Origin of the sequence: Marinobacter sp. EhC06, from assembly GCF_001650915.1 — a bacterium.
In the GTDB taxonomy this organism is placed as follows: Bacteria; Pseudomonadota; Gammaproteobacteria; order Pseudomonadales; family Oleiphilaceae; genus Marinobacter.
Genome location: NZ_LXYO01000001.1, coordinates 183,681 through 210,334, shown reverse-complemented (window position 1 = coordinate 210,334; position 26,654 = coordinate 183,681). Strand labels below are relative to the sequence as shown.

The window sequence follows — 26,654 nt, the reverse complement described above, 5'->3', positions numbered from 1 at the left end:
TCAGGACAGGCCTTTTGGGTAGAGCGGAGGCAGATCGGCGCTGGTTTGGGCCTGCCTGTGCCTCCGGATCTGCTCAAGGGCCCGCGCCAATGGCCGACCATCCCAGGTGTCGTTCTCGTGCCCGGGCGCAAAAAGCCGGGCTTGAAGCCTTCTGAGTTCCGTGGCCAGTGTCTCGTCGCCGAAGTGATCGACAACGTCAGATGCAGACCGGAAGCCGTGGCCGGGCGAGTGCATATTTGCCCACTCCACCACAAGCTCCGGTGTCTCTGCTGTGCCGTCCCTCGCGGCCTTGATCAGACGGTCGAACGCGGTATCTTCATCCCGGTTGTCAGTCTGTGCCGGAGTGGCTGTCCCGGCTTTGCCTGACCACCACCATGCCAACAGTGTTCCGGCCCAGAGAAATCCCAGCACCAGGGCGAGCCACTGCCAGGGGCCGGTTTCGTCCGATGGCGGGCTAGCGGGGGGTTCAGTGGTGGCGGCACCCGGTTCCGGGCTTGCCTTGCCTTGGTCGCTTTGCGGAGACGACGCAGCGGCAACGGTATTCGGGTCTTTCACGGTCAGTGTTTGCTCCGGGATCACGGCAACTCGTTCCCGGTCTGCTTCCGTATCCCACCAGGCTATTCGAATGGCCGGCAGAGTCATCTGGCCAGCCTCAACGGGCACCAGAGCCACGGATTGGTTCAGTGAGGATGTGAGGCCAGCGGGTGTGGTTTCGGTCTGGCGCTCCGGCTCTTCGGGATAACTTCTCAAGCCGTCTGGTACGGCATCGGGCAACGGAGGCAGGGCCTCCGCAGGCAGTCCCGCTGCCGTGAGCCTGATTTCGCGGGTAATGTTTTCGCCGGTGGCGACTTCCAGAGTCGGCGGAAGCCCGGACTCCTCAAGCGCTAAGCCGGTTGCCGGCAGCCACGTTTCACCACTGAATTTTGCAGGTACATCGTTGACCGGCACTTCAAAGAGCTCTTCGCTGTCCCGCAGAAAACGGAGGCTGCCGGAAGCGTCTCTGGCCTGGCCCTCGAACCGGACCGGAGGAAGTTTCAGAGTCCCCGGACGCTGGGGAAATATCGCGTACCGGCGTTCCACAACGCGATATCGGACACCGTCGCGATAGCGTGAGAATTCCTGCTGCCTGCCCAGGGATTCAATGATGGCATGGGGATGGGTAGGCTCGGATAGCTCTCCACGAATAAGGTTGCCCCGGAAGAAAAGCCGAACGGTCAGAATCAACTGCTCCTGCACATACACTTCATCTTTGTCGGCAGACAGCTCGATGAAGCTGTCCCGGCCAGGAGCGGCCTGATCCGGTGGTGAGCCATCCACCACTTCCACCGTTACCGGCTCTGACACTGCCCCTTTAAAGGTGAGCGCCGGGATGGTCAGCTCACCGGTGTTTTTCGGTGCAAGCTGGTAGGTCCAGGTAATCTCGCCCACCATCTGGTTGTTCACGGTGCGGATGCTGTATTGCTGGTTCTGGGCCAGAATCTCAAAATCCGGTTCCACTTTCTCGATATCAGGCTTGGGCAGGTTGGACATGTCGAAGTCAAACAGGTTGCCCAGGTTGATATCGATCTCCATGCTGCCCTTCACGGTCAGTGTGAGGACCTCACCCTCGTAGAGGCGGGTCCGGTCTGGCTCGACCGTCAGTTGCTGTGACTGTGTCTGTGCCTGGGCCGGCAGCCAGATTACTGTTAAGAGCACCGTCAGCAGAAACAGACAGACGGCGGGTGTAATCAGCCGTTTTACCATGGTGTATCGCCCTCATCGGATGGAGTCTGGCGTTGTTGATACTGCTGCAGGAACTTGCGCTGCAGTAAGCCGCCCGGGTTGTCCGGCACCCGTCTGAGCCATTGTTCCTGGCTCTGGGTCAGCGGCGTTTCTGAAATCGGGGCGGGTGACTGCGCCTGGCCTGACGGTGAGTCCCCCTCGCCGGAGGCCTGCTCGGGACTGCCTTCCTCACCGGGCTCCTGCTGATTCTGCTCATCGGACTGATTGTTGGGCTGATCCTGGTTGCCGGGCGAGGACTGGCTGTTTTCAGGGTTTTGCTGTTGATTATTCCCTGAGTTGCCGGAATTCTCGCTCTCACTGTTTCCATCCTGATTCTGACGGTTTTGTTGCTGATCGCCTTCGCCTCCCTCGTTGCTGGATGAGTCCGACGAATCCTGCTGGCTGCCTTCCTGGCTCTGGTTCTGCTGATTCAGAAGTTCCTCGACAATCTTCCGGTTGTGTCGGGCATCCGCCATGTCAGGCGCTTTTTCCAGGGCCGCATCGTAGGCGGCCAGAGCCTCTTCCAGTTTGCCGGCACGGGCCAGTGCGTTGCCCCGGTTATAACTGGCACGCGGGCCCTGTGTGCGGGCAAACGACTGGGCGGCGCTATCGAACTGGCCGGAACGATACAGTGCGGAACCCCGCCATTCCGGGTCGTCCAGCTGCCGGGCGGCTGTTTCCGGGCTCTTCTCAATCAGCTCGGGGGCTCTCTGATCCTCCCGTTGCCAGAGTTCATCCCAGCTTATGGCGGCAGCCGGCTGTGGCCAGATCGGCAACAGGATCAGGGCGAAGGCACTGAAGGCACCGCGGCGCCAGCCAAGCAAAACCAGGGGAAGGGCGAGCCAGAGCAGCCAGTAGCCGTCATCCTGCCAGCGACTGACCGTTAGGCCGTCTTCTGATGCCTGCCAGTCGTCACCGTCCTTTGCGCTCAGGTTCAGGGATTGAACATCGGTATCATCCAGGGTCACCTCATGGCTCTGGCCGCCGGTGCTGCGAGCGAGGTCCGACAGCCCTTCCGGGTTGGCCCGACTGATCACAATGTCGCCGTTTTCACGGATAAATCCGCGCCGGGCCAGGGGGATGGGGCCACCCTCCTCGGTTCCGACAACGAGAGTATTAAGCACGTAACCGGTACCAGACAGGGTTTCCCGGATCGTCCCGCTGTAACGATCGTTGATGTCGTCAGTGATCAGCAGGATGCGGCCCTCCCCTGGGGCGCCCTGCTGGAGCAATTCCTTTGCCCGGGTAACTGCGAGGTCTGCCCGATTGCCTGTGGCTGGCATGATGACCGGGTCCAGCACATTGAGCATCCCCTCAATCGTGCGGCCGTCATCCGTTAACGGTGTGACCACGTGGGCGTCGCCGGAAAAGACCAGCAGGCCGGTCAGGCTGCCTTCCCGAAGCTCGAGGATATCCCGGATTTTCCGTTTGGCCCGGGTCAGGCGATCAGGCTCCACGTCCGTGGCCAGCATGGACAGGGAGAGGTCCAGTGCAATCACAAGACTGTCGCCCGGCTGTTTCAGTGGGGTGGGTGCCTCCCGCCAGGCGGGCCCTGCCAGCGCCACGGACAGAATGATCAGGGCAACGACGGCCGGGGCCAGAGGCGACTTTGTCGCTTTCCCCGAGCGGCCATCATGACGAATCAGCGGCGATAGCAAACGGGCCGGAATCAGCCGGGACCAGCCACTGTCGCCCAGACGCATTTGCCGGAATGCCAGATACAGGATCGGTAATAGCAGGAGCAGCAATAGCCAGAATGGCCGCAGAAAATGAAAGTCAGCCCACATTCGCTTCCTCCTCCTTCCTGCTCCGGCGGGAGTCAGCAACAAGCTCCCGGCCGTGGCGAACCAGGAACAGGAACAGCCACAGAAGCACTGCCAGGCCGGCGGGCCAGAAATAGAGTTCGGTCACTGGCCGAAAGAACTTGCCCTCCAGCTCGATAGGTTCCAGTTGATCGATGCTCTCGTAGATGAGTTCCAGCTCCGGCAGGCTGCGTGCCCGGAAATACTCTCCACCGGTTTGCTGGGCCATCCGGGTCAGCAGGTTTTCGTCCAGATCCCTGGATGGGTTAACCCGCCGCGAGCCCAGCAGACCGCGTTGCACCATGGACTCGGCGCCGATGCCGATGGTGTACAGTCTAATGCTGGCGGCGGCGGCGATTTCGGTGGCCTTGTCGGGGGTAATTTCGCCGGCGGTATTGGCGCCATCGGTGAGCAGGACCACAACGCGCTGGTCCTGGGGCCGGTTTCTCAGCCGTTTGGTTGCCAGACCCACCGCGTCGCCAATGGCGGTGGCGCGCCCGGCCATTCCCAGGCCCGCCTCGCGCATGAGGGTTCTGACGGTTTCAAGATCGAAGGTGAGGGGCGCCTGCACATAGGGCTCGGTACCGAACAGGATCAGACCGAGCCGGTCACCCTGGCGGCGGGAGATGAAGTCATCCAGTACCCGTTTGACCGCCTGCAGGCGATTAATGCTCCGGCCCTGAAGGACCATATCCTGCTCATCCATGCTGGGAGAAATGTCGACAACCAGCATCAGATCGCGGCCGGAAACCGGCATCTGTACCTGCTCTCCCACATGCTGGGGTCGTGCCAGTGCGATTACCAGAAGCGTCCACATGAGAAACAGCAACAGTTGCTGCCAGAGTGGAACAGCATTGCCCCGACGACTCACGCCGGGCAGGTCCGACAGCCAGTGGCCGACCGGCAGCACCGGCGCGTCGACCGCTTGTCCTCCGGGCTTGCGCCATTTCAGGACCAGCGGTAACAGCACCAGAACCAGTACCCAGGGCCAGGCAAGATTCAGCATTTCTGACCTCCCAGCCACAACCGGGCGAACGCCAGCGCCTCGGTGGGCTCAGCGGAAACTTTGGGACGCCAGGCACTGGAGACCAGTGCTTCGGCAACCGGTCGGGAGGCAATCCGGTCCCTGGGGGCGGTGGTCAGCAGAAACTCCACCCAGGCATCGCCAGACAGCGCTTCCGGGTGTTGGTCCGGGTAGCGCGCACGGGCGGCCTGTTTTAGCAGTGTGTTCAGTTGCGAAAACCACGAGGGGTCGGGGCTGGCTGAACGTTCCAGTCTGGCAAGCTCGGCCCGGGCGAATCGGAGCCACCGATTCCTTTTTCGTCGCTTCAGGATCAGCCAGATCAGGGCTGCAAGCGCCGCAATCATCAATACGGCCAGAATCCACCAACCCGGCGCCGGGGGCCAGAAGCCCCCGGTCTCGGGCAGATGAATATCCCTGAGCTGGCTGAGCGGATCTTGCGGGTTCATCCGATCCGCCCTCCCGGCCCCAGCAGTGACTTCAGAGTGGCTGCGGGATCTTCCGCGGTAGATACCTCTGCCATGGTAACCCCGGAGGTCCGGAAACATTCCTCCAATCGGTGTTCATGGTTGGTGACTTTCTCATGCCAGGCCCTCTGGAACCGAGGGTTTCCGGCGTCGAACCACACCGGGCCGTCCGGACCGGCCACCGCGAAGCGTCCGCTTTTCGGCAGCTGTTTCTCCAATGGGTCCACGATTCTCAGGGCGCTGACAGCATTATGGCGGGCCAGGGCGCCGAGCAGAGTGCCTGTCTCTGGCGAGATATCCAGGAAATCACTGATCACGAAGATCCGGCTGCCGGTATGGGCGACCCGACGGGCCTCAGTGAGTGCCGTGTCCAGCCGGCACTGGCCGGGCTGTTCGTCCGGTGCCAGCGTCCGGTTATCCCTTCGTTGCTGCTGGTCCAGGGTGTCCAGGAACCGCAGCACCGACTTCTTGCGACGGGCAGGGCGAAGGACGCTAAGGGCCTCGCCATTGAAAACAATGCCCCCCACCTGGTCTCCGGACCACAACGCCAGCCAGGCCAGAATGGAGGCGATCTGGGCACAGCGAACCTGTTTGAAGGCACCGGTGCTGGCAAAAAACAGGCTTGGGCCGAGATCGCACAGGAGCAGCACGGGCCGCTCCCGTTCTTCCTCATAGAGTTTGGTGTGCGGTTCCTGGCGCCTGGCCGTTACCCGCCAGTCGATGCTGCGGATGTCATCTCCAGGCTGGTAAAGCCGGACTTCGGCAAACGCCATACCTCTGCCGCGCTGTGGCGAGCGCTGCAAGCCGACCTGCCGCGAACGCACCGGGCGGGCAGAGGGCAGTTTCAGTGCCCGCGCATCTGCCTGCAGGCGGATCAGATCCGGTAGGCCGATGTGGGTTATTGCTTCGGTGTTGCCCATGCCTGACGGCTCCCGTGTCTTGCTTCCGTCGATGGCTTCAGGCGCTCACCGGAACACGTTCGATCAGCCGCTCGATGACGGTATCGGCGGTCATGCCTTCGGCTTCTGCTTCAAACGTGAGCAGGATGCGGTGGCGGAGCACATCGAAGGCCATGGCGCGTACATCGTCCGGCGTTACGTAATCACGGCCGTCGAGCCAGGCCAGTGCCCGTGCACAGCGGTCCAGGGCGATGGTGCCACGGGGGCTGGCGCCGAAGGCAGTCCAGCGGGCGAGTTCCGGGTCCAGTGCGGCCGGATCACGGGTTGCCAGCACCAGGGCCAGCAGGTATTGCTCAACCGGTTCTGCCATATAGATGTTCGCGACTTCCGCCCGGGCGTCGAACACCTGGTCTGCCGTCAGGCGAAGGTCTGTTTTGGGCAGGCCATGGCGATAATCGTTCCTGGCCAGTTGCAAGATGGCTTTCTCCGCCTCCGCCGATGGGTAGTGGATGACCACGTGCATCAGGAAGCGGTCCAGCTGGGCTTCAGGTAATGGGTAGGTGCCTTCCTGCTCGATCGGGTTCTGGGTCGCCATAACCAGGAACAGCCGGTCCAGGGGGAAGGTGCGCATACCCACGCTGATCTGTCGTTCGCCCATGGCTTCCAGAAGGGCGGATTGTACCTTGGCGGGCGCGCGGTTGATCTCATCCGCAAGCACGAGATTATGGAAGATCGGGCCGCGCTGGAACTCGAACTGCCCCGTTTCCGGCCGGTAGATTTCACTGCCGGTGACGTCGGAAGGTAGCAGGTCCGGGGTAAACTGGATTCTGTGAAAGTCACCCTCGAGGTGATCGGCAAGGGCCTTGATGGCGGTGGTTTTTGCCAGCCCCGGCGCGCCTTCTACCAGCAGGTGCCCGTCGGCAAGCAGCGCGATCAGCAAACGATCCACCAGCTTTTCCTGCCCGATTATCCGTTTGGCTAACTGTTCCCGTAACTCACCGAACGTATGCTGTAGCGACATTGGAAATGACTGCTCTCTGTATCTGAGGATTTTCCGGAGAAACCCGTATCGTGCGTAGGTAGTTGCCGAAGTTTTGGCGTCTGGCCGGCAAAAATCAAGGGTTTGACTATGCTTATGTGACGATACGCCGATTACGTTTATTTCACACTAACTGAGGTCGACCATGAATGCGCTGACAGTGGCCAGCAAGGATCAATTCTTTGAACAGTTGGCTGACGCTTTCGCAAAGAAGATTTCTAAAACCGAAGCCAAGAAAATCAGCGAATTTGCCAAGCAGCATTATGCTCATATTCCACTTGAGGAGCTGGTCAGTCGACGATTTGCAGATACCTACGGTGCCGTCCTTGCCGCATGGCAGTTTCTGCAGAAGCGGTCCGCCGAAGAAACGCCCGTTGCTGTATTCAATCCTGATCTGGAGAGCGACGGCTGGCAGTCGACCCACACCGTGGTTTTCATCCTGCACCCGAACATTCCGTTTCTGATCGATTCCCTGCGCATTGCCATTAACCAGCGCGAAATCGGTACCCACTCCATCCAGCACTCGATCCTGCAGGTGGAGCGAGCCGAGGACGGCAAGCTCAAGAAACTGCACACCACAAAAAAGAAAGCCTCTGGCTCGGCCTACGAGGCCTTCATTGTCCTCGAGATTGATCGACACAGTAATCCCGAGGATCTCCGGGATCTGGAAGATGCGCTCCAGAATGTGCTGCATGAGGTGCGGATCGCAGTCAGCGATTTCCCGATCGTCACCGAGAAGGTGAACGAGATTCTGGGCGAGCTGGACAGCACCACCGCAGGCATCAATGAAGAGCAGAAGGAAGAGGCACGGGAGTTTCTTGAATGGCTGGCCCGGGATCATTTCACCTTTCTTGGCTATGACGAGTACGACTTTGCCAAGGATAAAAGCGGCATGGTGGTGCGGCGGGTTGCAAACTCGGAACTGGGTATCCTCCGGGTCAATAACGAACGCCCGGACCGGGTTCGCCTGAATGAACTGCCTCAGCGCACCCGCCATGAAATGACCCGGAGCGATGATATCTTTATCTTCGCAAAATCGGCCCAGCGTTCGCGGGTCCACCGCCCTGCATACCCGGACTACATTGCCGTCAAGAAGTTCAACAGCAAGGGTGAGGTGGTTGGTGAACGCCGTTTCCTCGGACTTTACACCGCCCGGGTCTACAACGAGCGGCCCGACGAAATTCCCCTGCTGCGTCGTAAATTCCAGAGCGTAATGAAGCGGTCCGGGTTCCTCCGTGACGATTACGCCGGCAAGGAGCTGGAGCAGATCCTGACAGTGTATCCCAGGGACGAGCTGTTCCAGATTGAGCCGGACGAGTTGCTCAAGGTGGCAAAAAGTATCCTGTATATCCAGGAGCGCCGCCGCATCGAGTTGTTCATGCGGGAAGATGTCTACGGCCAGTTTGTTACCTGCCTGGCGTTTTTCCCGAGGGACATCTACAACACCGAATTGCGGCTGAAGGTAGAGCAGGTGTTGGTCGACCGGCTGGAAGCCGAGGATGTGGAGTTTGTAACGCACTTCTCCGAGTCGGTGCTGGCGCGGGTCCAGTTCACCATCCGGGTACCCCAGGTTGAGAACCGCCAACTGCCCACGGCTGAGATCCGTGAAAAGGTCATCGAGCTTGCCCAGTCCTGGCGTGACGGTCTTTCCGAAGCCCTGAGCGAGGCTTATGGTGAAGAGCAGGGTAATGAGCTTTACCGGCTTTGGGCGGGCGGTTTCCCGGCCAGTTATACCGATATGTTTTCGCCCAGGCGGGCGGCCATCGATCTGGAGCACATTGCGGCATCGGCTAACAACCATGATCTGGCCATGAGTTTCTACCGGGCTCTGGAAGAGGACGAAAGCACGCTGCATTTCAAACTCTTCTATCCGGACGAGCCGCTGCCCCTGTCGGATGTTATGCCGATATTCGATAATCTTGGCTTCCGGGTTATTGGTGAGCACCCCTTCGAGGTGACTGACCGGCACAATAAGACTGTATGGATCCACGATTTCACCCTCCAGGCCCACACCGGCAATGTCGTGGACATTCACCGTATCCGGCCAATCTTCGAGGAACTTTTCCGCCGGGTCTGGTACGGCGAGGCGGAAAACGATGCATTCAACCGAATGCTGCTGTCGTCTTACATGAGCTGGCGTGAAATCGCGCTGCTACGGACCTATGCCCGTTACATGCGTCAGATCCGGTTCTCCAATAGTCAGACCTTCATTTCCAACACTCTGGTGAATCATGTTGAGCTGACACGGCTGCTGCTGGAGTTTTTCGAGATCCGCTTCAACCCGGAGCGCTACCAGAGCCCCGGCAAGAGCCAGGCGGCCCAGCAGAAACTGGAAATCGAATTCAATGCCGGTCTTGAGGATGTCGAGAATCTCAGTGAGGACCGGGTGCTTCGGCTCTACCTCGAGCTGATCCAGGCTACCCTGCGAACCAACTACTTCCAGGTTGACGAGGCTGGCGGCCCCAAGCCCTACATCAGTGTCAAGTTCGATCCATCCCGGATTCCGGACATGCCTCTGCCCATGCCGATGTTCGAGATCTTCGTGTATTCACCTCGCGTTGAGGGTGTGCACCTGAGGGGTGGCAAAGTCGCCCGCGGTGGCCTGCGCTGGTCTGACCGGTTCGAGGATTACCGCACCGAGATTCTGGGGCTGGTCAAGGCCCAGCAGGTCAAGAATGCGGTCATCGTTCCGGTTGGCGCGAAAGGTGGTTTTGTGGCCAAGCGCCTGCCGGATCCCTCAGACCGGGAGGCTTTTCAGGCCGAGGGGATCGAGGCCTACAAGACATTCATCCGGGGGTTGCTGGATATCACCGATAACCTGGTGGATTCGGGCATTGCCCCACCTGAACGGGTTATCCGCCATGACGAAGATGACCATTATCTGGTTGTGGCAGCTGACAAAGGCACGGCAACCTTCTCGGATATTGCCAACGGATTGGCCGCAGAATACGGCTTTTGGATGGGTGATGCCTTCGCCTCTGGTGGCAGCAATGGTTACGACCACAAGAAAATGGGCATTACTGCCCGGGGTGCCTGGGTATCGGTAGAACGTCACTTCCGGGAGATGGGCATCAATCCGGCACTGGATGAATTCACCGCCATCGGCATTGGTGACATGGGCGGCGACGTCTTCGGCAACGGCATGCTGTGCTCGGAGAAGACCAGGCTGGTTGCGGCCTTCAACCACGTGCACATCTTTATTGACCCCGCGCCGGATCCGGAGAAAAGCTACAGGGAGCGCAAGCGACTGTTCGGGCTCGCCCGCTCCGCCTGGACTGATTACGACAGCAAACTCATTTCCAAGGGGGGCGGCGTATTCAGCCGGAATGCCAAGTCCATCCCGGTCAGCCCGGAAATGAAGAAGCTGTTGGGTATCAAATCGGACCGGGTACCGCCAAACATGCTGATTTCCCATATTCTCAAGGCCCAGGTAGACCTGCTCTGGGTGGGGGGAATCGGCACTTATGTGAAAGGCGCCAGCGAAACCCATGGCGACGTGGGTGACAAGGCCAACGACGGTCTGCGGATCAATGGTTCGGAACTGCGCTGCAAGGTGGTCGGTGAGGGCGGCAACCTTGGCCTGACGCAGCTCGGCCGGATTGAGTTCGCCCTCCGTGGCGGCCGTCTGAACACCGACTTCATCGATAATTCCGGCGGCGTGGATTGTTCCGACCATGAGGTCAACATGAAGATCCTGCTCAACCGGGCCGTGGCCCTGGGCGATCTGACCAACAAGCAGCGCAACATCATGCTTGAGGAGATGACCGACGACGTTGCTGATCTGGTACTAAAAAACAACTACCGTCAGACCCAGGCTATCAGCATCGCCAGTGAGGATGCAGCGACCCGGCTGGAGGAATACCGCCGGCTGATGAATACCTTTGAGAGCGAGGGCAAGCTGAACCGGGCCCTTGAATTCCTGCCGGATGATGAAACCCTGTCCGAGCGCAAGCTCGACAAGAAGGGGCTGACCCGGCCGGAACTGTCGGTTTTAATTTCCTACGTGAAGGGCGATCTTAAGCAGACCCTGATCGAGAGCACTCTGCCTGACGATCCGTTGCTGGCCGGTGAGATGTACAAGGTTTTTCCACGGGACCTGACCCAGAAATTCTCCAAGGAGCTGGGAGAGCATCAACTGCGTCGTGAAATCATCGCGACCCAGATTGCCAACGACATGGTCAACCACATGGGGATTACCTTTGTCGAGCGTCTGAATCAGTCTACCGGCGCCGATGCAGCCTCCATTGCACTGGCCTGGATCATTGCCCGGGATGTGTTCCGCATTGATAACTGGTGGGACAGGATTGAGGCTCTGGATTTTCATGTGCCGGCCCAACTGCAGATGGAGCTGATGCAGGACCTCATGCGTCTGATGCGCCGGTCGGTGCGCTGGCTGTTGCGCAACCGCCGTGCGGAGCTCAGCATCCAGCACCATATGGAGCGCTTTGCCGACAGCGTCTGGGCGATTACCGCCGGCTTGCCCGAGTATCTTGGTGACCAGGCCAAAACTACCTGGGAAAAACGACATCAGGCCCTGGTGGATGCAGGTCTGCCTTCAGAGCTGGCCTCCGTGGTGTCGGGCACAGGCCACCTGTATTCGTCTCTCGGCATAATAGAAGCCCATGAAGCCTCCGGTATGCCACTGAAAACCGTTGCCAATCTTTATTATGAGCTGGGTGATCGTCTGGATCTGAACTGGTTTGCCAGCGCCATTGCCGCTCTCACACCTGCGTCCCATTGGCAGGCATTGGCCAGGGAGAGTTTCCGTGAGGACCTGGACTGGCAGCAGCGGGCGCTGACCACCGGTGTACTGAAACTGGCGGAAAAGCCGGAAGACGTCCCTGCCTGCGTGGAGAGCTGGCTGTCGCGCCATCAGCAGATGATCGATCGCTGGAAATCCATGCTGTCGGAGCTCAAGGGAGTGCGCGAGCCGGAATATGCCATGTTCTCGGTGGCCCTGCGCGAATTGCTGGATCTGGCCCAGAGTACAATGCACCAGCCACACGCTGAGGCAGAGGTTGAGACCAACTGAGTATTGCTTTGAAATCCGCATTCCCGTTCAATCGATGATCGGGAATCATCAAACGGAGTGGGATAATGGGTCAGCTTGACCATCTTCTGGAAAAAAACCGGGCCTGGGCGGATGGCATCAAGGCCCAGGATCCGCAGTTTTTCCACCGCCTGTCGAATCAGCAGGCACCGGAATACCTATGGATCGGCTGTGCGGACAGTCGCGTACCGGCCAACCAGATCGTCGATCTTCTGCCCGGGGAACTGTTTGTTCACCGGAACGTGGCCAACGTGGTTGTCCACACGGATTTTAACTGTCTGTCGGTACTGCAATTCGCCATTGAAGTGCTGAAGGTGAAACACGTCCTGGTGGTCGGTCACTATGGTTGTGGCGGTGTGAGAGCGGCATTGCTCAATGAAGGGTTTGGGCTGATCAGCAACTGGCTCCGCCATGTTCAGGATGTCCGTGATCGGCACCAGCAGGTACTGGATGATCTGCCAAGCGTCCAGGACCGGGTCGATCGTCTGTGTGAGCTCAATGTCGTTGAGCAGGTAGGGCACGTGTGCCAGAACAACATTGTTCAGGAAGCCTGGAAGCGGGGCCAGCCGCTCACGGTCCATGGCTTTGTCTACGATGTGGCTGACGGGGTTCTCCGGGATATGGGGCTGTCGGTCGCCAGCGAGGAGGATCGTGAACAGGTCAGGCAGAACAGTATCGACGAGTTGGTACAGAGACCGGTACGCTCGGGGCGTCAGAAAAGCGTCCAGAAAAGAATGTAAAATTGCGTCAAAAATTCGTGATGAGCGTCACTTCCTGACCCTCGGCGTCATCACAGTTGGTCACCTCCCGCTTTGCTAGAGTAGATCCTGCAGTAAGCGAGGAGGTAGACCATGAAAGAACTGATGCAAAAAGCCCTGACAGCCCTGAACCAGCGTAAAGACGTTACTGTCGACCCGGAGCAACGGGGTCGGGGGCGGAAACCTTCTGATGCCAGCCAGCCGGAAGACTGGGGTATGTCTCCTGAAGATGCCTTGAGGGTTGGTACGGTTGCACGCTACAAGTGACTGAGTTTGCCATGGTATTTACCCTCTGAAAGCCCTCCGGTCTCCACCTTGCAGGGGGAGACGCGAGGGCTCATTCCGTTTAGAGTATCCCGTTTCCGAACCATCCACGCGGGAACAGCCAATCAATGTCATTGCCCAACTCCCATGAAGTCCTGTTGCGAAACCGCCACCTCTTGCAGGGTCGGGTGGCCCTGCTGGGCGTAGCCGCCAATGGGCTGCTGGCCGATCTGCCTGCCGGCGGTATGGCCATGAGTGAGCATGCCGGTGTCTGTGTCGCGCTTGCCGGGAACGAGGGTTGGCAGATCTGTTTCGGCTATGACGATCCGGCACTGGCAGCCGGCATCTTTGACACCCTGGTTGTGTTTCTGCCCAAGGCCCGGGCAGAGCTTGATCTGCGCCTTGCCCTGGCACGCTGGCTGGCAGCGCAGGGCGCCCGGCTGGTGCTTGTTGGAGAGAAAAAAGAAGGCATTGCCGGGGCTGTTAAACAGCTCAAGGCCGTGGCGCCGCACGCGACCAAGATTGACAGTGCCAGGCATTGCCAGGTCTGGTGTGCCGAGCCTATCGAGCCGCTGCCCGAATTCTCGCTTCCGCAATGGATGACCTGGACGGGCATTGAATGCAAATCGGTGCGCCTGGAAGTTGCCGGGCTGCCGGGCATTTTCAGCCTCGGCGAGCTGGATGAGGGCACTCGCATGCTGCTGGAGACGCTTGACGAGAATCCATTGCGCCCCGGCTCTGTCCTGGATTTCGCCTGTGGCGCCGGTGTCCTTGGCACCTGGCTGCATCGCTGGCACGAGCAGCAGAACCAACCCGGGGTCACGGTCGACGGAATCGACGTTCAGTCCCAGGCGGTTATCTGTGCCCGGGCCACCTATGAGCGCAACGGTGTTTCCGGGCGCATTCTGGCGTCGGATGGCCTATCTGAGGTCGAAGGCACCTGGCCCGTTATTCTGAGTAACCCCCCATTTCATACCGGAGTCAGAACCGATCTGTCGATGACCGAACGCTTTCTTCGAGAGGTGGTGCGTCATCTGGCGCCGGGTGGTGAGGTGCGCCTGGTGGCGAACAGCTTTTTGCCATATGAGCCTTTGATGAAACGCTGCATCGGCCCGGTTGAGCGCCTGCGGGAGGATCGACGATTTACCGTCTATCGCGCGTTTCGTCGTTCCTGAACGCAAAAAAAAGCCCCTGGGGTGAGGGGCAAGAGGTTCGCGTCCAGAACAACGGAGCCAACCGGAAAAGGGATGTTCAGCGTGAACACCTTCCACGTTAGGGTTAATTTCTAGAATAAACAGCCTAGAATGGCGCTTTTGTGACAAAAAGCCTCCAGGATGCCCGAAATGACAACTGCTGAACTCGTTTTCTCTCAGGGCAGGCTGACCCTAAGCCGCCCGGGTACCGGTGATCCGACTCTGAGGGCGTGGGATGCAGCGGACGAGCTGCTGCTGGAGGCTGCTCTTGATTCCGCAGCCGGTTTTGATGAGCCCCGGGTCCTGATAGTGGATGATCAGTTCGGGGCACTTGCATTGGGTCTCTCTCGGTTTTCTCCCACCATCGTTGCCGACAGCGCTGTGTTGCCAGGCGCGTTGGCAAATAATGTCGCATTGAATCCCGCATTTCCTGCAGCAGAGCCGGTTTATAGCTGGATCAATCCGCCGGCGGGCCCATTCGACCTGGTGGTATTGAGAATACCGCGCCAGGCTGACTATCTGGCCTGGTTGCTGCGCTGGCTCAACAGCGTGATGGCGGATTCCGGTGTCTTGCTGGCAGGAGGAATGATCAAGCATCTGCCGGCGAAAAGTGTCGAGGTGTTTGCCGGGGCGGTGCAGACGGAGCAGGTTTTGCCTGCGCGAAAAAAGGCCCGTGCAATTCGTTGCCGGAAAGGCACTGCGAATCTGGCGGGCTGGTCAGGTACCTGGAAGGGGTATGCAGTAAACGGTCGGAACGGCGCCGTGGAAGTCGAGGCATTGCCCCCGGTATTCGCCAGGGAAAAACTGGATATCGGTAGCCGCTTACTTCTGCCCCATGTGGCGAAAGCGGTAACGACTTTACAGGCAGGCGACTCTGTACTGGATCTGGCCTGTGGCAATGGTGTGCTGGGTCTGGCGGTGCTGGCGGAAAGAGAAGACTTACAGTTGGGTTTCAGCGACGTTTCAAGCCAGGCTGTGCTCAGTGCCCGCCGTAATGTTGAGCAGGCGTTCCCGGAGGCCAACGCAATTTTCTCTCACTGCGACGGCATTGATGCAGTTTCGGACGCTTGCGATCTGATTCTGCTGAATCCGCCGTTCCATGAGGGCGGTGTGGTCGGTGACCATATTGCCCTGCGGTTGTTTGAGCAGGCCTCTCAACACCTCAAACCAGGTGGTCACTTGCTCATGGTGGGAAATCGCCACCTGGGTTATCACCGAAGCCTTCTGCGCTATTTTTCTTTGGTAGAACAGCTGGATGCCAGCCCCAAGTTCGTGGTGTTCCGGGCCGGCAACCGCTGAAGGGCCACATGAGTTAAAGCGTCGGGGCCGGGCGGTCGTAACCCATACGGGCCAGGGTGTCGACGATGGTCTGGGTCTGGCTGTCTATTTCGATGTTCACACGCTGACCTTCGTCAGAGGTGCCAAAGGTCGTGGCCCTCAGTGTCTCCGGAATCAGATGGACATTGAACCGGTTACCTCGAACTTCGCCGATGGTAAGGCTGGCGCCGTTGATGGCGATGTAGCCTTTGGGAAAAATGTAGCGTGTCCATTCGTCGGGCACTTCAAACCAGAGGGTGACGTTGTTCTCCGGTCTCAGGATTTCGACAATCCGGGCTGTCGTATGAATATGCCCTGACAGCAGATGGCCGCCAATTTCATCCCCGATCCGGGCGGCCCGTTCGAAATTGACCTGGTCTCCGGTTTTCAGGTCCCCCAGCGTGGTCAGTCTCAGGGTTTCCTGTATGGCATCGAAATAAAGCACGCTGTCGTCCTGGCGTGTAACGGTCAGGCAGGTGCCGTTGATTGCCACCGAAGCGCCAATGGACACCCCGCCGGCTTTGTCTGCTGGCAGCCGAATAGCAAAAGTGCTCAGTCCGGGCTCGGCAGTGACGTCTTCGATGGTTGCAATGCCGTGGACAATGCCTGTGAACATAATCCTGACCTCGTTTGGTGTGGTATGCGGTTGCCTTTCCGGCAGGACAGCAAGGATAGCGAGCGGACTCATCAATGCCAAGGTGGAGCAGGGGGAATTCAAGTATCTGATGCGACGGTCGATACCTGTTTAAACCCCTGAATCCGGACGATCTGCCATGGCTGAAAATCAGAGAAAGGCTGCTACCCAGGCGAACGCGCCGACGCAGGCACCGGTGCTGAGGCCGGGCCGGGCGGCCGATCCGGTGCCAGCGCCCATAACGGCGGATGCCCCGGCTTCGGCACCGGCATCAACCAGCCAGGCTGCAGAAACAGCACCAGCCGATCAGGTTCCGGACACCGGTCAAGAGCCGGAAAAATCGTCGGGCAGTGAGGGCTTCCGAAATGAGGGCAGTAGCGGGACCGAGAGGGTGTTGGCCGAATCCCGGCAACGCAAACTCCGGTTGATGCTGCGACAGTGCGACCGGGTGCTGCTGATGGACTTCGACCTGCTGGCCATGAACGGTTGGCCGGACAACTTTACAATGGCCGAGGCGCGTCGGGGTCGGGACCTCTGGTTGTTCAGTGCCTTGATCGCCGCAGCCATCTTTCTGAGCGGTCTGACCGGGTTTGTGCCGGCATGGATAGCAGGCGGCGGCTTTGGCGCCTTTGTGATCATTCTGTTGCTGGGAATACCGGCGGTACGCAGAATCTACACCAGCAAACCCTCGTATCTTGATCTGATCATGACACGCCAGCGGATGCTCCGGGAGGCAAGGCAGCACGTTGCCCACCTGGAGGGCTCGGATGGCCTGATCTGGCAATGCGCCAGGATGGCGGATTTCAACCCTGCGCTGAAGAATACCCGGTTCAGTCACCTTCTGAGGTTGTCGGAGAATCGCATCCTGTCCCGGCAGTTGACACGTCGGGAGCATGTGCGTCTTTACCTGATCTACCTGCTGGAAGCAGAGAAAGCGTACAGCCGTGTTCAGAAAGCTTTTTTCGAGGGCAACCAGGAAGCGATTGATCAGGGGTGGGAGGAAGTGGCAGCAGAGCCTGAGCCCAGAACTTGACAGCGATGCGCTTCAAACGTATGTTTCAAACAGACGTTTGCTAGAGGCATTGATAACAAAATGGCGCAGTCTGATACCGTTGACCGGATTCTCGATGCAGCCGAAGAGCTGTTCGCCGACCGGGGTTTTTCGGAAACCTCGCTCCGAATGATTACCAGTAAGGCTAAAGTAAATCTGGCCGCTGTCAATTACCACTTTGGTTCAAAGAACGCCCTGATCCACGCCGTTTTCGCGCGTTTTCTTACGCCGTTTTCAGCAACGCTGGAGAACGCCTTTGATCAGCTTGAGGAACGGTGTGACGGCAAACCGCCAACACTGAATCAGACACTCTGGGCGCTTACGGAAAGTGCGGTGCGAATGCCCCAGCGCAACGAGAAGGGTATCTCCATCTTCATGCGCCTGCTCGGGCTTGCCTACACTCAGTCCCAGGGGCATTTGCGCAAGTTCCTGGAGCAGGAATACAGCGAGCCCTTCAGCCGTTTCATGCGGCTGCTCAAGGAAGCGACCCCCCAGCTGTCCTCGGTGGATCGATACTGGCGCATCCAGTTCATGTTGGGGGCAACGGCGTTTACCATGTCCAGCAGCGATGCCTTGAGGGATATCCTTCAGAACAAGTTGGGCGTGGAAACCACTGTTCAGGAAATTGCCGCCCGACTGGTTCCCTTCCTGGCCGCCGGCATGCAGGCAGAAGACGCCATGCTGATTCCGCCGGCCGGCAGCAAGGTCTCGGTTGCCTGAGTTCCTCTCTCTCGGTTAGGCTTCCCCTAGAACCTCCACGGGAGCCTGACCGGTTTTGACGCATCCTGCATCACTCCGCATCGACATTGATCTGACCCTCCAGTGCCTGCGGCTTGAAACCGAAGGCGGAGAACTTGTTGCCTCCTATCCGGTTTCCACCGGGCTTAACGGGCCGGGTGAGAGCGATGGCAGTGGCTGTACCCCACGAGGCGAGCACTATATTCGCGCGAGTATTGGCGCCGGACTTCCGGTGGGAACGGTATTTCGTGCCCGGCGCCCGACAGGCGAAACCTATAGCTCCGAACTTGCCCGGCAAAACCCCGGCCGTGACTGGATACTGAGCCGGATTCTCTGGTTATGCGGCCGTGAGTGGGGCAGAAACAGGGGGCCGGGTGTCGATACTTTCCGCCGCTTCATATACATTCACGGCACACCGGACAGCGAGCCCATGGGAGTGCCGCTGTCCCACGGCTGTGTGCGGATGCGTAATGAAGACATTATTGATCTGTTTGATCGCGTCGGTCCGGGAACAGCTGTTTCCATTCGATAAACCTGAAGATACCAGAGGGATCCGATGATCGGGGATGTTATGGCCGTGGTGAATGGCTGGATCGAGAATTTCGGGCTTCTTTCGGAAGCCTGGCGCGTCGGGATTGTCGTGTTTGCGCTGGTTTTCGGAACGGCCACAGTGGCGTACATCGCCAGCCACATCATCGGCGCTCTGGAGCGCAAGTTCAGTCAAACCAAAAACCTCTGGGACGATGCGTTATTGCATGCAGCCCGCAAGCCGGCCGTGGCGTTCGTCTGGCTTCAGGGCGTGTACTGGGCTGCGGAGGTAGCTCACAAATACTCGGACGCAGAGATTTTCAAGGCCAATGAGTCTGTTCTGCAGATCGGTTTCATCTTCGTCCTGGTGTGGGCGGTTTTACGACTGATCAAGGAAGCAGAGGGGATTCTGGTTTCTCCTCTGAAAATGAAGCAGCCCATGGATTACACCACCGTCAATGCGGTGAGCAAGCTGTCCAGGGCCGTAGTCATTATTACTGCAGTGCTGATTTCGATGCAGTCCATGGGCTATAGCATTTCCGGGGTGTTGGCGTTTGGCGGCGTAGGCGGTATTGCTGTCGGCTTTGCCGCCAAGGATCTTCTGGCCAACTTTTTCGGCGGCTTTATCATCCACCTGGATCGGCCGTTCAAGGTCGGGGACTGGGTGCGGTCGCCGGACCGGAACATAGAGGGCACGGTCGAGCATATCGGCTGGCGCCTGACCACAATCCGCACCTTCGACAAGCGTCCGCTTTATGTGCCGAATGCGGCGTTCACCACCATCGCGGTGGAAAACCCCTCCCGAATGACCAATCGCCGGATCTATGAAACGATTGGCATCCGATATGCCGATGTCGGGCAGATGGCAAGTATTGTTGACGACATCAAGGCCATGCTGCAGCAGCATGAGGACATCGACAGCGACCAGACCCTGATTGTGAACTTCCTGGCGTTCAATGCGTCGTCTCTGGATATCATGGTGTACACCTTCACCAAAACCACCCAATGGGTGCCATTCCATGAGGTGAAGCAGGACGTGCTGTTGAAAATCAGCGACATTATTGAGGGTTACGGTGCCGAAGTGGCTTTCCCGACCCGTACCCTGCATCTTCCGGACGGCGTGCGGCTGTCCGGATCGCAGTCAGATGAATCATCGGATAAGAACGCGGAAGCTGCTTCCGGCAAGAATGCCGAGAAGTCGCAGAATCGTCAGACAACCGGAGATGTGGAAGACTCAGGAGATTCAGAATGACGTCACCGGAGAAAATGCACCCTGTTGGTATCATTGGTGGCACCGGCTTGACCACGCTGTCAGGCCTGGAAATTACCAATGAAAAGCAGGTTGGAACACCATGGGGAAATCCATCTGCGCCACTGGTAGAGGGGCTACTTGGCGATCAGCCGGTTATCTTCCTGTCGCGCCACGGTAATCCGCACCGTATTCCACCCCATCAGGTGAACTATCGGGCGAATCTCAAGGCTCTCTATGATGCTGGCGTCAGAACGGTAGTCGGTGTCAACGCCGTCGGTGGGATCCACCCGGAGATGGGGCCTGCCCATGTCGTTATTCCCGACCAGATTATTGATTACACCTGGGGTCGTGCCAGCACCTTCTTTGAGGGTGAGCTGGACTCGGTGAGCCACATTGATTTCACCTGGCCTTACGATGAGAGTGCTCGCCAGATTCTTATTGATGCTGCCGGTGCCGAGGAAGTGCCGTTTTCGGGTTTTGGGGTGTATGGCGCAACCCAGGGGCCGAGGCTGGAAACCGCGGCGGAGATTATCCGGATGGAGCGTGAAGGCTGTGATCTTGTGGGCATGACCGGTATGCCGGAAGCGGCTCTCGCAGCAGAACTGGGTATGCGCTATGTCTGTCTCGGGCTGGTGGTAAACTGGGCGGCCGGCAAATCCGACCACATTATCACCATGGAGGAGATTGAGGCGGCCATCGAGCAGGGAATGTCCGGTGTCAAACAGATTCTTGAGGTCTCAATGGCCGGCCTTGGTGTGCTTACTCCGTTGCCTCAATCTTCTTGAAGAACACCAGCACGCCGATAGTGGGGGAGTCCAGGAAATGGATTTCCTCACTGCGCATCCGGCGGGTTTCCCGGATCCAGGTCAATAGCTCAAGCGGGGCAGGCTCAGCCAGGACAGGAAGGTGCTGAGCTGCAGATTCACCGGTTGTCGCTGCGGCGGCCGTATCCTGAGTGCCAGACGCTTCTGTGGGTGAGGGCGTCTCCTGGGGCGTTCCAGTCGCAGCGTCTGCAGGCAGCGCTGGAGCGTCTTCCGCCAACTGCCAGTGGTTGAGATCAACATTGACGTGCAGGTAGCGCTGCCGGTCGATGGTGATGTGGCCCTCCACCTCGCGAGTTCGAGCTCCTTCGATCCAGTCGCCCGTCTCAATCCTTAAAGGGGTGCCCTCGTAATCCGGTGGGAACGCCTCGTACCAACCCGCAGCGACGAGCACCCGGTACCGGCCGCTGCGCTCAAGTCGTGCCGCGGCGCTGGCAAGATGAAGATCCTGCCGGGGCGCCAGTTCCAGGGTGGTTTGCATGGTGCCATCTTCAAGCGCTGACCAAAGAATCTCCTCTGTTTCCGTCGGCTCATCTACCGTGCGGCCAGACATTCGCTCATTCACGGCCTCGGGCTCAATGATTCGCTCAAGAATCACGAACTCGGCGCGGTAGTAGTCGTCGGGAATGGGGGTGCCGGGCTCAAGGGGCAGTGCTGCCCGGCCGGGCTGCGGGGCAGCCGTTGTGGCTGCGAAGCTCAGCAGGAGGGCGGCCAGGAAGGCCCGGGTCGGGTATCGGCACCAGCGAATTCCGTCAATCTGCAAGGGTCGTACTCCACATGTTGGTCGGCTATTCATGAGCCGGACGCGTCACTTTTTGCAGGCTCCAGCTCGCCAAGCATCCGGGAAATGCCGTCGAGTTTACCACCGGTTGTGGCATCCTTCAGCCGAAAACGGAAGCTGTTGGCACCTTCGAGCCGGTATTGGTCCGGTGAGGATTGCACTTTTTTAACCAGAACCAGAGGGTCCACCGGTGTCGAGCTGCCAAACTCGAGCCGCGCCCATTCCTTGCCGGCGTCCACTTTTACGATGCCCAGGGCTTCCGCGCGAAGACGTAGCTCGGTCTGGCGGATCAGGTTCTTTGCCGGATCCGGTAACAAACCGAACCGGTCGATCATTTCAACCTGAAGTTCTTTTAATGCGTCCGGACTGTCAACGCTGGCAATCCGCTTGTAAAGCATCAGGCGGTTATGGACATCCGGCAGGTAATCCTCGGGAATCAGTGCCGGGATTCTCAGGTTCATTTCCGTGCCGTGGCTCAGGGGCAGGTCGGCGTTGGGTGTTCGGCCTTCCCGGATGGCTTTGACGGCTTCGTCCAACAGCTGCATATAGAGAGTAAAGCCGATGCTTTCGATTTGCCCACTCTGTTCTTCACCCAGCAACTCGCCCGCGCCCCGGATTTCCAGATCGTGGGTAGCCAACATAAAGCCGGCGCCAAGGTCTTGGGCCTCCGAGATGGCGTCCAGCCGTTTTTTTGCGTCCGCCGTAATCGATTTCGGCGGCGGTGTTAGGAGGTACGCATAGGCCTGGTGGTGAGACCGGCCCACGCGGCCCCGAAGCTGATGCAGCTGAGCCAGGCCGAATTTGTCGGCTCGCTCGATAATGATGGTGTTGGCGCTGGGAACGTCGATGCCGGTTTCAATGATGGTTGTGCACACAAGGACATTGAAGCGCTTGTGGTAGAAGTCCGACATGATCTTTTCCAGATCCCGCTCCCGCATCTGGCCATGGGCTACACCCACCCGGGCTTCGGGAATCAGTGATCGGAGATCCTCGGCCGTTTTCTCGATAGTTGCCACATCGTTATGGAGGAAATAGACCTGACCGCCACGGAGGATTTCCCGCAAAATGGCTTCCTTGACCATGGCGTTGTCTTTCTGGCGAACGAAAGTCTTCACCGAGAGTCGCCGTGCCGGTGGTGTTGCAATAATAGAAAGATCTCTCAGGTGCCCCATGGCCATGTTCAGGGTCCGCGGAATCGGAGTTGCGGTCAGGTTGAGCATGTCCACTTCTGCCCGCAGCGCCTTCAGCCTTTCCTTCTGCTGTACGCCAAAACGGTGCTCTTCATCGATGATGACCAGGCCCAGATTCTTGAACTTGATGTCGCCCTGAAGCAGTTTGTGTGTGCCGATGACGATGTCTGCCTTGCCATTCTCAACAGCCTCCAGAGCTTTGCTGGTCTGGCCGGCGGTGCGGAACCGACTCAGCAGCTCGACCTGTACCGGGGTATCGGAGAAGCGATCCCGGAACGATTCGTAGTGCTGTTGGGCCAGCAGGGTAGTGGGGACTAGTACAGCCACCTGTTTGCCGGACCAGGTCGCCATGAACGCCGCGCGCATGGCGACCTCGGTCTTGCCGAAACCCACATCGCCGCATACCAGGCGGTCCATCGGTCGCTCACTGGTCATGTCCTCGAACACGGACTGAATGGCGACCTGCTGGTCCGGCGTTTCCTCGAACGGGAAGCCGGCGGCAAAGGCGCGGTAGGCCTCCTTCGGATCCTCGAAGCTGAAGCCTTTGCGTGCCTCCCGGCGGGCGTACACGTCCAGTAGCTCGGCGGCGGTATCGCGGATTTTCTCGAGGGCTTTCTGTTTGGCGGTGCTCCAGCGATCCGTGCCGAGTTTATGCAGCGGTGCATGCTCGGTGTCATTGCCGGCATAGCGGGAAATCAAATGCAGGCTGGACACTGGCACGTAGAGCTTGGAGCCGCCGGCGTACTCAAGCATCAGAAATTCGCTGGCTTCGCCTTCAACGGTAATGGTTTCCAGGCCACGGTAGCGGCCCACGCCGTGGTCAATGTGGACCACGGGCGCGCCGATCCTCAATTCCGACAGGTCCCGGAAACCGGCGTCGTCGGTTTCGGTGGGTTTTTCACGGCGACGGCGCTGCAGAACCCGCTCTCCGAACAGGGCCGTTTCGGTAATCAGGGCAACGGAATGCTCGGGTAGCACGAGGCCTTGCTCCATCGGAGCGATGGTGATGGCCAGCGGGCTCTCTTTATTTTCGAGGAAGGCCTGCCAACCAGAGAGGGTTTTCAGCTCAAGGCCTTGTTCGCCAAGGTTCTCCATCAGGGCTTCGCGCCGGCCGGAAGATTCGGCGCAGATCAATACGTGGCCGTCGAACTCGCCTAGAAAACGCTTGAGACGACCGGCAGGATCTGCAGCCCGACCATCCATTGCGATATCCGGCAGGGTTCTTGTGGGGCAATTCACCGATCCGGCGGATTCGTGGATTTCTGAGGAGACTGTCACCCTGGGGAATGCTTTCAGGTGTCCGAACAGCTCTTCCTGCTGCAGAAACAGACGGGTCGGCGGCAGAATCGGCCGCAGGCGATCGTGGCGCCGGTCCTCGTACCGGTTGCGGGTTTCGCTGTCAAAATGGCTGACCGCATCGTTCAGTCCGTCGGCAGTAAAAACATGGGTCGCCCCCGGCAGGTAGTCAAACAGGGTTGCCGTCTCGTCGAAGAACAGGGGCAGGTAGTACTCGATCCCCGGCGGAGTGATGCCGTGTGTTACGTCCTGGTATATGGGCGTGTCCTTGTCGGCATCCGGGAACTGTTCGAACCAGCGGCTGCGGAAGCCGGAACGCGCCTCTTTATGCCAGGGGAATTCGAAAGCAGGTAGCAACTCGATACGGTCAATGCGGTCGATCGAACGTTGGGTTTCGGGATCAAAGGTCCGGAGCGTTTCGATCTCATCATCGAACAGGTCAATCCGGTAGGGCTGGCTGGCCCCCATGGGGAAGATGTCGAGTATGGCGCCGCGGACCGCGTATTCGCCGTGTTCGTAAACGTTCTCGGCATGCCGGTAACCTGCGGCCTCCAGCTGCATTCGCCAGTTCTCGATATCCAGGGACTGCCCCACTTCCAGTAGCAGAGTGTTGCCCTGCAGGTAGTTAACCGGTGGAAGCCTGTGCATAAGCGTTCTTGCCGGAACCACCAATACGCCATGGCTGGTTGACGGCAAGCGGTGGAGTGTCCGGATTCGCCGGGAAATAATGTCCTGGTGGGGCGAAAACAGATCGTAGGGCAGGGTTTCCCAGTCTGGCAGTGAGAGCAGTTCCAGGCCGTCATCGCTGACGGCCGGGCCATCCTCTTCCGGGGGCAGCCCGAGGAAGAAGCGCATGGCCTGTTCAAGGCGGATGGCATCGGCGGTGCTGCGGGTGATCACCAGAGTGAGGCCCTTGTGGGCGCGCGCACTCTCACAGATGGCCAGCGCGTCAGTGCTGCCGTGCAATTGGCCCCATGTCCTGTGGTCGGCCGGCCGGGTCGGGAATTCCGGGGCAATCATGGATGGGGGCGACGGGCGTGTGCTGGCACCTTGGCTCATGGGCGATCTGGTTCTCCTGATATGTATGTCCGGGCGGCGGTGTGGCGCGTATTCTAACGCTCGCGGTTGACACTGTCATGGCGCCGATATTCGGGGCGACGCTTGCTTTATAGACAGGCGGGACCTATACGAAGGTCATGGGCTGGCGTATTTGCGGTCGGCCGGATTAAGTTGGATAATGTGCGCCCCAATTTCCAAGTGCCAACTGCAGAGGTCCAAGCGTGAGTCACGAACAGATCAATCAGCACCTGTCCAACTGGACAGAAAGAGAATCCACCGCGGAAGCCATGATTCCGCTGATCGGCCGCCTCTACCGCAAGAACAATGTGGTTACTTCTGTATACGGTCGCGCCATTATCAATCAGTCGGTTATCGACATTATCCGCGCCCACCGTTTTGTGCGCCAGGTTGAAGACAGCGAGCTCTCTGTTCACGACACCCTGCCGATCCTCCAGGCCATGGACAAGCTTGATCTGGGCCGCGCCCATGTGGATATCGGCAAGCTGGCGGTCAAGTTCAAAGAGGAAGGCGGCGACCTGACCGAATTCCTGAAGCGCGAAATCGGGCCGGTTGTTGGGCAGTATGCCGCTCAGTCCGAAGAAGACGCTCATAACGACACCAAGGATGTCGTTCTCTACGGTTTCGGCCGTATCGGTCGTCTGCTGGCGCGTATCCTGATCGAGAAAGCCGGCGGCGGTAACAACCTGCGTCTGCGTGCGATTGTGGTTCGCCAGGGCGGTGCGGAAAACGATCTCGAGAAGCGCGCCAGTCTGCTTCGCCGTGATTCCGTACACGGTCCGTTCGATGGCACCATTACCGTTGATGAGAAGGAATCCGCCCTGATTGCCAACGGCAACTATATCAAGGTTATCTACTCTGATGGGCCGGACAAGGTGGATTACACCGATTACGGCATCAATAACGCCATCGTTATCGACAACACCGGTAAGTGGCGCGATGAGGCAGGCCTTGGTCTGCACCTCAAATCCAAGGGTGTCAGCCGCGTGATCCTGACCGCACCGGGCAAAGGTGATATCAAGAATATCGTTTATGGTATCAACAACGACTGGATTACCGACGAAGACAAGATCCTGTCAGCAGCCTCCTGTACCACCAATGCCATCACGCCCGTGCTTAAGGCGATTGAAGACGAGTATGGCATCGAAGACGGTCATGTTGAGACTGTCCACTCCTACACCAACGACCAGAACCTGATCGACAATTACCACAAGGGAAGCCGTCGCGGACGCAGTGCTGCCCTTAACATGGTAATTACCGAGACAGGCGCTGCCAAAGCCGTTGCCAAGGCACTGCCGGTACTTAAAGGTAAGCTGACAGGCAACGCGATTCGGGTGCCGACGCCGAACGTTTCCATGGCGATTCTGAACCTCAACCTCAAGAAAGACGTTGATGTGGAAGGTGTGAACGACTATCTGCGGGATATGGCTCTGCATTCAGAGCTGCAAAAGCAGATCGACTTCGTGAATTCCCCGGAAGTGGTTTCCACCGACTTTGTCGGTTCCCGCCATGCCGGCATCGTTGATGCGCAGGCAACCATCGCTAGCGGCAAGCGCCTGATCCTGTACGTTTGGTACGACAATGAGTTCGGTTACAGCGCTCAGGTAATTCGTGTGGTCAACCAGATGGCCGGCGTAAGTTACCCGATCTTCCCCAAACGTGCGAGAGACTGAGCAGATCGTACCGATCCGGTGAAGTAATGGTTTCTAAAACCC

Annotated in this window: 20 protein-coding genes; 11 read left to right on the top strand and 9 right to left on the bottom strand. The window is 58.8% G+C overall.

From position 1 onward, the window contains the following. The 6 genes from A8B84_RS00895 to A8B84_RS00870 are packed head-to-tail and all read right to left on the bottom strand — an operon-like array spanning nucleotide 1 to nucleotide 6,971. Nucleotides 1–1,743, bottom strand: a complete 1,743-nt coding sequence (locus tag A8B84_RS00895; RefSeq protein ID WP_064228833.1) for a BatD family protein — start codon at nucleotides 1,741–1,743, stop codon at nucleotides 1–3. Continuing rightward, complete coding sequence (locus A8B84_RS00890) at nucleotides 1,737–3,548, bottom strand: VWA domain-containing protein (RefSeq protein WP_064228834.1); 1,812 nt, start codon at nucleotides 3,546–3,548, stop codon at nucleotides 1,737–1,739. Before A8B84_RS00890 ends, A8B84_RS00895 begins: the two co-directional genes overlap by 7 nt. Beyond that, nucleotides 3,538–4,569 (bottom strand): vWA domain-containing protein, encoded by a 1,032-nt coding sequence (locus A8B84_RS00885; protein ID WP_082905032.1) that lies wholly within the window; start codon nucleotides 4,567–4,569, stop codon nucleotides 3,538–3,540. Before A8B84_RS00885 ends, A8B84_RS00890 begins: the two co-directional genes overlap by 11 nt. After that, nucleotides 4,563–5,033 carry a DUF4381 domain-containing protein gene (locus A8B84_RS00880; RefSeq protein WP_064228835.1) on the bottom strand — a complete coding sequence of 157 codons (471 nt, stop codon included), beginning with the start codon at nucleotides 5,031–5,033 and terminating at the stop codon, nucleotides 4,563–4,565. The genes A8B84_RS00885 and A8B84_RS00880 overlap by 7 nt, the downstream gene beginning before the upstream one ends. Further along, entirely contained in the window at nucleotides 5,030–5,971 is a 942-nt protein-coding gene (locus A8B84_RS00875) for a DUF58 domain-containing protein (protein WP_064228836.1), read from the bottom strand. Before A8B84_RS00875 ends, A8B84_RS00880 begins: the two co-directional genes overlap by 4 nt. Nucleotides 5,972–6,008: 37 nt before the next feature. Beyond that, nucleotides 6,009–6,971 carry an AAA family ATPase gene (locus A8B84_RS00870; protein ID WP_064228837.1) on the bottom strand — a complete coding sequence of 321 codons (963 nt, stop codon included), beginning with the start codon at nucleotides 6,969–6,971 and terminating at the stop codon, nucleotides 6,009–6,011. Nucleotides 6,972–7,134: 163 nt separating this feature from the next. Here A8B84_RS00870 and A8B84_RS00865 point away from each other — a divergent pair, with 163 nt between their 5' ends. From A8B84_RS00865 to A8B84_RS00850, 5 genes are all read left to right on the top strand, one after another. After that, a complete protein-coding gene (locus A8B84_RS00865) occupies nucleotides 7,135–12,021 on the top strand; it encodes an NAD-glutamate dehydrogenase (protein ID WP_064228838.1) in 4,887 nt (1,628 codons plus the stop codon). Between the two features lie 65 nt (nucleotides 12,022–12,086). Next, nucleotides 12,087–12,779: a carbonate dehydratase gene (gene can, locus A8B84_RS00860; protein ID WP_064228839.1), complete on the top strand. Its 693-nt coding sequence runs from the start codon at nucleotides 12,087–12,089 to the stop codon at nucleotides 12,777–12,779. A 111-nt stretch (nucleotides 12,780–12,890) separates the two neighbouring features. Continuing rightward, nucleotides 12,891–13,064, top strand: a complete 174-nt coding sequence (locus tag A8B84_RS21620; protein ID WP_162841237.1) for a hypothetical protein — start codon at nucleotides 12,891–12,893, stop codon at nucleotides 13,062–13,064. Between the two features lie 125 nt (nucleotides 13,065–13,189). Continuing rightward, nucleotides 13,190–14,236 (top strand): class I SAM-dependent methyltransferase, encoded by a 1,047-nt coding sequence (locus tag A8B84_RS00855; protein WP_064228840.1) that lies wholly within the window; start codon nucleotides 13,190–13,192, stop codon nucleotides 14,234–14,236. Between the two features lie 168 nt (nucleotides 14,237–14,404). Then, a complete protein-coding gene (locus A8B84_RS00850) occupies nucleotides 14,405–15,553 on the top strand; it encodes a class I SAM-dependent methyltransferase (protein WP_064228841.1) in 1,149 nt (382 codons plus the stop codon). A gap of 13 nt (nucleotides 15,554–15,566) precedes the next feature. Here the strand turns inward: A8B84_RS00850 and A8B84_RS00845 are convergent, their stop codons facing one another. Then, complete coding sequence (locus A8B84_RS00845; protein WP_064228842.1) at nucleotides 15,567–16,187, bottom strand: riboflavin synthase; 621 nt, start codon at nucleotides 16,185–16,187, stop codon at nucleotides 15,567–15,569. Nucleotides 16,188–16,344: 157 nt separating this feature from the next. On the opposite strand from A8B84_RS00845, the gene A8B84_RS00840 reads away from it, so the two are divergent. The 5 genes from A8B84_RS00840 to A8B84_RS00820 all read left to right on the top strand — a co-directional run bounded on the left by A8B84_RS00840 (nucleotide 16,345) and on the right by A8B84_RS00820 (nucleotide 20,559). Continuing rightward, the gene (locus tag A8B84_RS00840) at nucleotides 16,345–17,238 is read left to right on the top strand and encodes a hypothetical protein (protein ID WP_064228843.1); all 894 of its coding nucleotides are present in this window, start codon (nucleotides 16,345–16,347) and stop codon (nucleotides 17,236–17,238) included. Between the two features lie 60 nt (nucleotides 17,239–17,298). Further along, nucleotides 17,299–17,976, top strand: coding sequence for a TetR/AcrR family transcriptional regulator (locus A8B84_RS00835; RefSeq protein WP_064228844.1), 678 nt, complete (start codon nucleotides 17,299–17,301; stop codon nucleotides 17,974–17,976). 85 nt (nucleotides 17,977–18,061) lie between these two features. Beyond that, nucleotides 18,062–18,526 (top strand): L,D-transpeptidase, encoded by a 465-nt coding sequence (locus A8B84_RS00830; RefSeq protein ID WP_264753879.1) that lies wholly within the window; start codon nucleotides 18,062–18,064, stop codon nucleotides 18,524–18,526. A 24-nt stretch (nucleotides 18,527–18,550) separates the two neighbouring features. Continuing rightward, nucleotides 18,551–19,774 (top strand): mechanosensitive ion channel family protein, encoded by a 1,224-nt coding sequence (locus A8B84_RS00825; RefSeq protein WP_064228846.1) that lies wholly within the window; start codon nucleotides 18,551–18,553, stop codon nucleotides 19,772–19,774. Continuing rightward, nucleotides 19,771–20,559, top strand: a complete 789-nt coding sequence (locus A8B84_RS00820) for an S-methyl-5'-thioinosine phosphorylase (RefSeq protein ID WP_064228847.1) — start codon at nucleotides 19,771–19,773, stop codon at nucleotides 20,557–20,559. Before A8B84_RS00825 ends, A8B84_RS00820 begins: the two co-directional genes overlap by 4 nt. Here the strand turns inward: A8B84_RS00820 and A8B84_RS00815 are convergent. Both A8B84_RS00815 and mfd read right to left on the bottom strand, forming a co-directional pair. After that, nucleotides 20,534–21,358, bottom strand: a complete 825-nt coding sequence (locus A8B84_RS00815; RefSeq protein WP_064228848.1) for a CsiV family protein — start codon at nucleotides 21,356–21,358, stop codon at nucleotides 20,534–20,536. The two genes, A8B84_RS00820 and A8B84_RS00815, sit on opposite strands and share 26 nt — an antisense overlap. A 29-nt stretch (nucleotides 21,359–21,387) precedes the next feature. Then, the gene (gene mfd / locus A8B84_RS00810; protein WP_064228849.1) at nucleotides 21,388–24,921 is read right to left on the bottom strand and encodes a transcription-repair coupling factor; all 3,534 of its coding nucleotides are present in this window, start codon (nucleotides 24,919–24,921) and stop codon (nucleotides 21,388–21,390) included. A gap of 236 nt (nucleotides 24,922–25,157) precedes the next feature. Between mfd and A8B84_RS00805 the strand changes: the two genes are divergently transcribed. Further along, nucleotides 25,158–26,612, top strand: coding sequence for a glyceraldehyde-3-phosphate dehydrogenase (locus tag A8B84_RS00805; RefSeq protein WP_413772190.1), 1,455 nt, complete (start codon nucleotides 25,158–25,160; stop codon nucleotides 26,610–26,612). Nucleotides 26,613–26,654: the final 42 nt, after the last annotated feature.

What these genes read in the sequence shown, in the direction of transcription:
- A8B84_RS00880 (WP_064228835.1), bottom strand. Translation starts at nt 5,033, where the DNA reads ATGAACCCGCAAGATCCGCTCAGCCAGCTCAGGGATATTCATCTGCCC.
- can (WP_064228839.1), top strand. Translation starts at nt 12,087, where the DNA reads ATGGGTCAGCTTGACCATCTTCTGGAAAAAAACCGGGCCTGGGCGGAT.
- mfd (WP_064228849.1), bottom strand. Translation starts at nt 24,921, where the DNA reads ATGAGCCAAGGTGCCAGCACACGCCCGTCGCCCCCATCCATGATTGCC.
- A8B84_RS00895 (WP_064228833.1), bottom strand. Translation starts at nt 1,743, where the DNA reads ATGGTAAAACGGCTGATTACACCCGCCGTCTGTCTGTTTCTGCTGACG.
- A8B84_RS00875 (WP_064228836.1), bottom strand. Translation starts at nt 5,971, where the DNA reads ATGGGCAACACCGAAGCAATAACCCACATCGGCCTACCGGATCTGATC.
- A8B84_RS00870 (WP_064228837.1), bottom strand. Translation starts at nt 6,971, where the DNA reads ATGTCGCTACAGCATACGTTCGGTGAGTTACGGGAACAGTTAGCCAAA.
- A8B84_RS00855 (WP_064228840.1), top strand. Translation starts at nt 13,190, where the DNA reads ATGTCATTGCCCAACTCCCATGAAGTCCTGTTGCGAAACCGCCACCTC.
- A8B84_RS00885 (WP_082905032.1), bottom strand. Translation starts at nt 4,569, where the DNA reads ATGCTGAATCTTGCCTGGCCCTGGGTACTGGTTCTGGTGCTGTTACCG.
- A8B84_RS00825 (WP_064228846.1), top strand. Translation starts at nt 18,551, where the DNA reads ATGATCGGGGATGTTATGGCCGTGGTGAATGGCTGGATCGAGAATTTC.
- A8B84_RS00865 (WP_064228838.1), top strand. Translation starts at nt 7,135, where the DNA reads ATGAATGCGCTGACAGTGGCCAGCAAGGATCAATTCTTTGAACAGTTG.
- A8B84_RS00845 (WP_064228842.1), bottom strand. Translation starts at nt 16,187, where the DNA reads ATGTTCACAGGCATTGTCCACGGCATTGCAACCATCGAAGACGTCACT.
- A8B84_RS00890 (WP_064228834.1), bottom strand. Translation starts at nt 3,548, where the DNA reads ATGTGGGCTGACTTTCATTTTCTGCGGCCATTCTGGCTATTGCTGCTC.
- A8B84_RS21620 (WP_162841237.1), top strand. Translation starts at nt 12,891, where the DNA reads ATGAAAGAACTGATGCAAAAAGCCCTGACAGCCCTGAACCAGCGTAAA.
- A8B84_RS00840 (WP_064228843.1), top strand. Translation starts at nt 16,345, where the DNA reads ATGGCTGAAAATCAGAGAAAGGCTGCTACCCAGGCGAACGCGCCGACG.
- A8B84_RS00820 (WP_064228847.1), top strand. Translation starts at nt 19,771, where the DNA reads ATGACGTCACCGGAGAAAATGCACCCTGTTGGTATCATTGGTGGCACC.
- A8B84_RS00835 (WP_064228844.1), top strand. Translation starts at nt 17,299, where the DNA reads ATGGCGCAGTCTGATACCGTTGACCGGATTCTCGATGCAGCCGAAGAG.
- A8B84_RS00850 (WP_064228841.1), top strand. Translation starts at nt 14,405, where the DNA reads ATGACAACTGCTGAACTCGTTTTCTCTCAGGGCAGGCTGACCCTAAGC.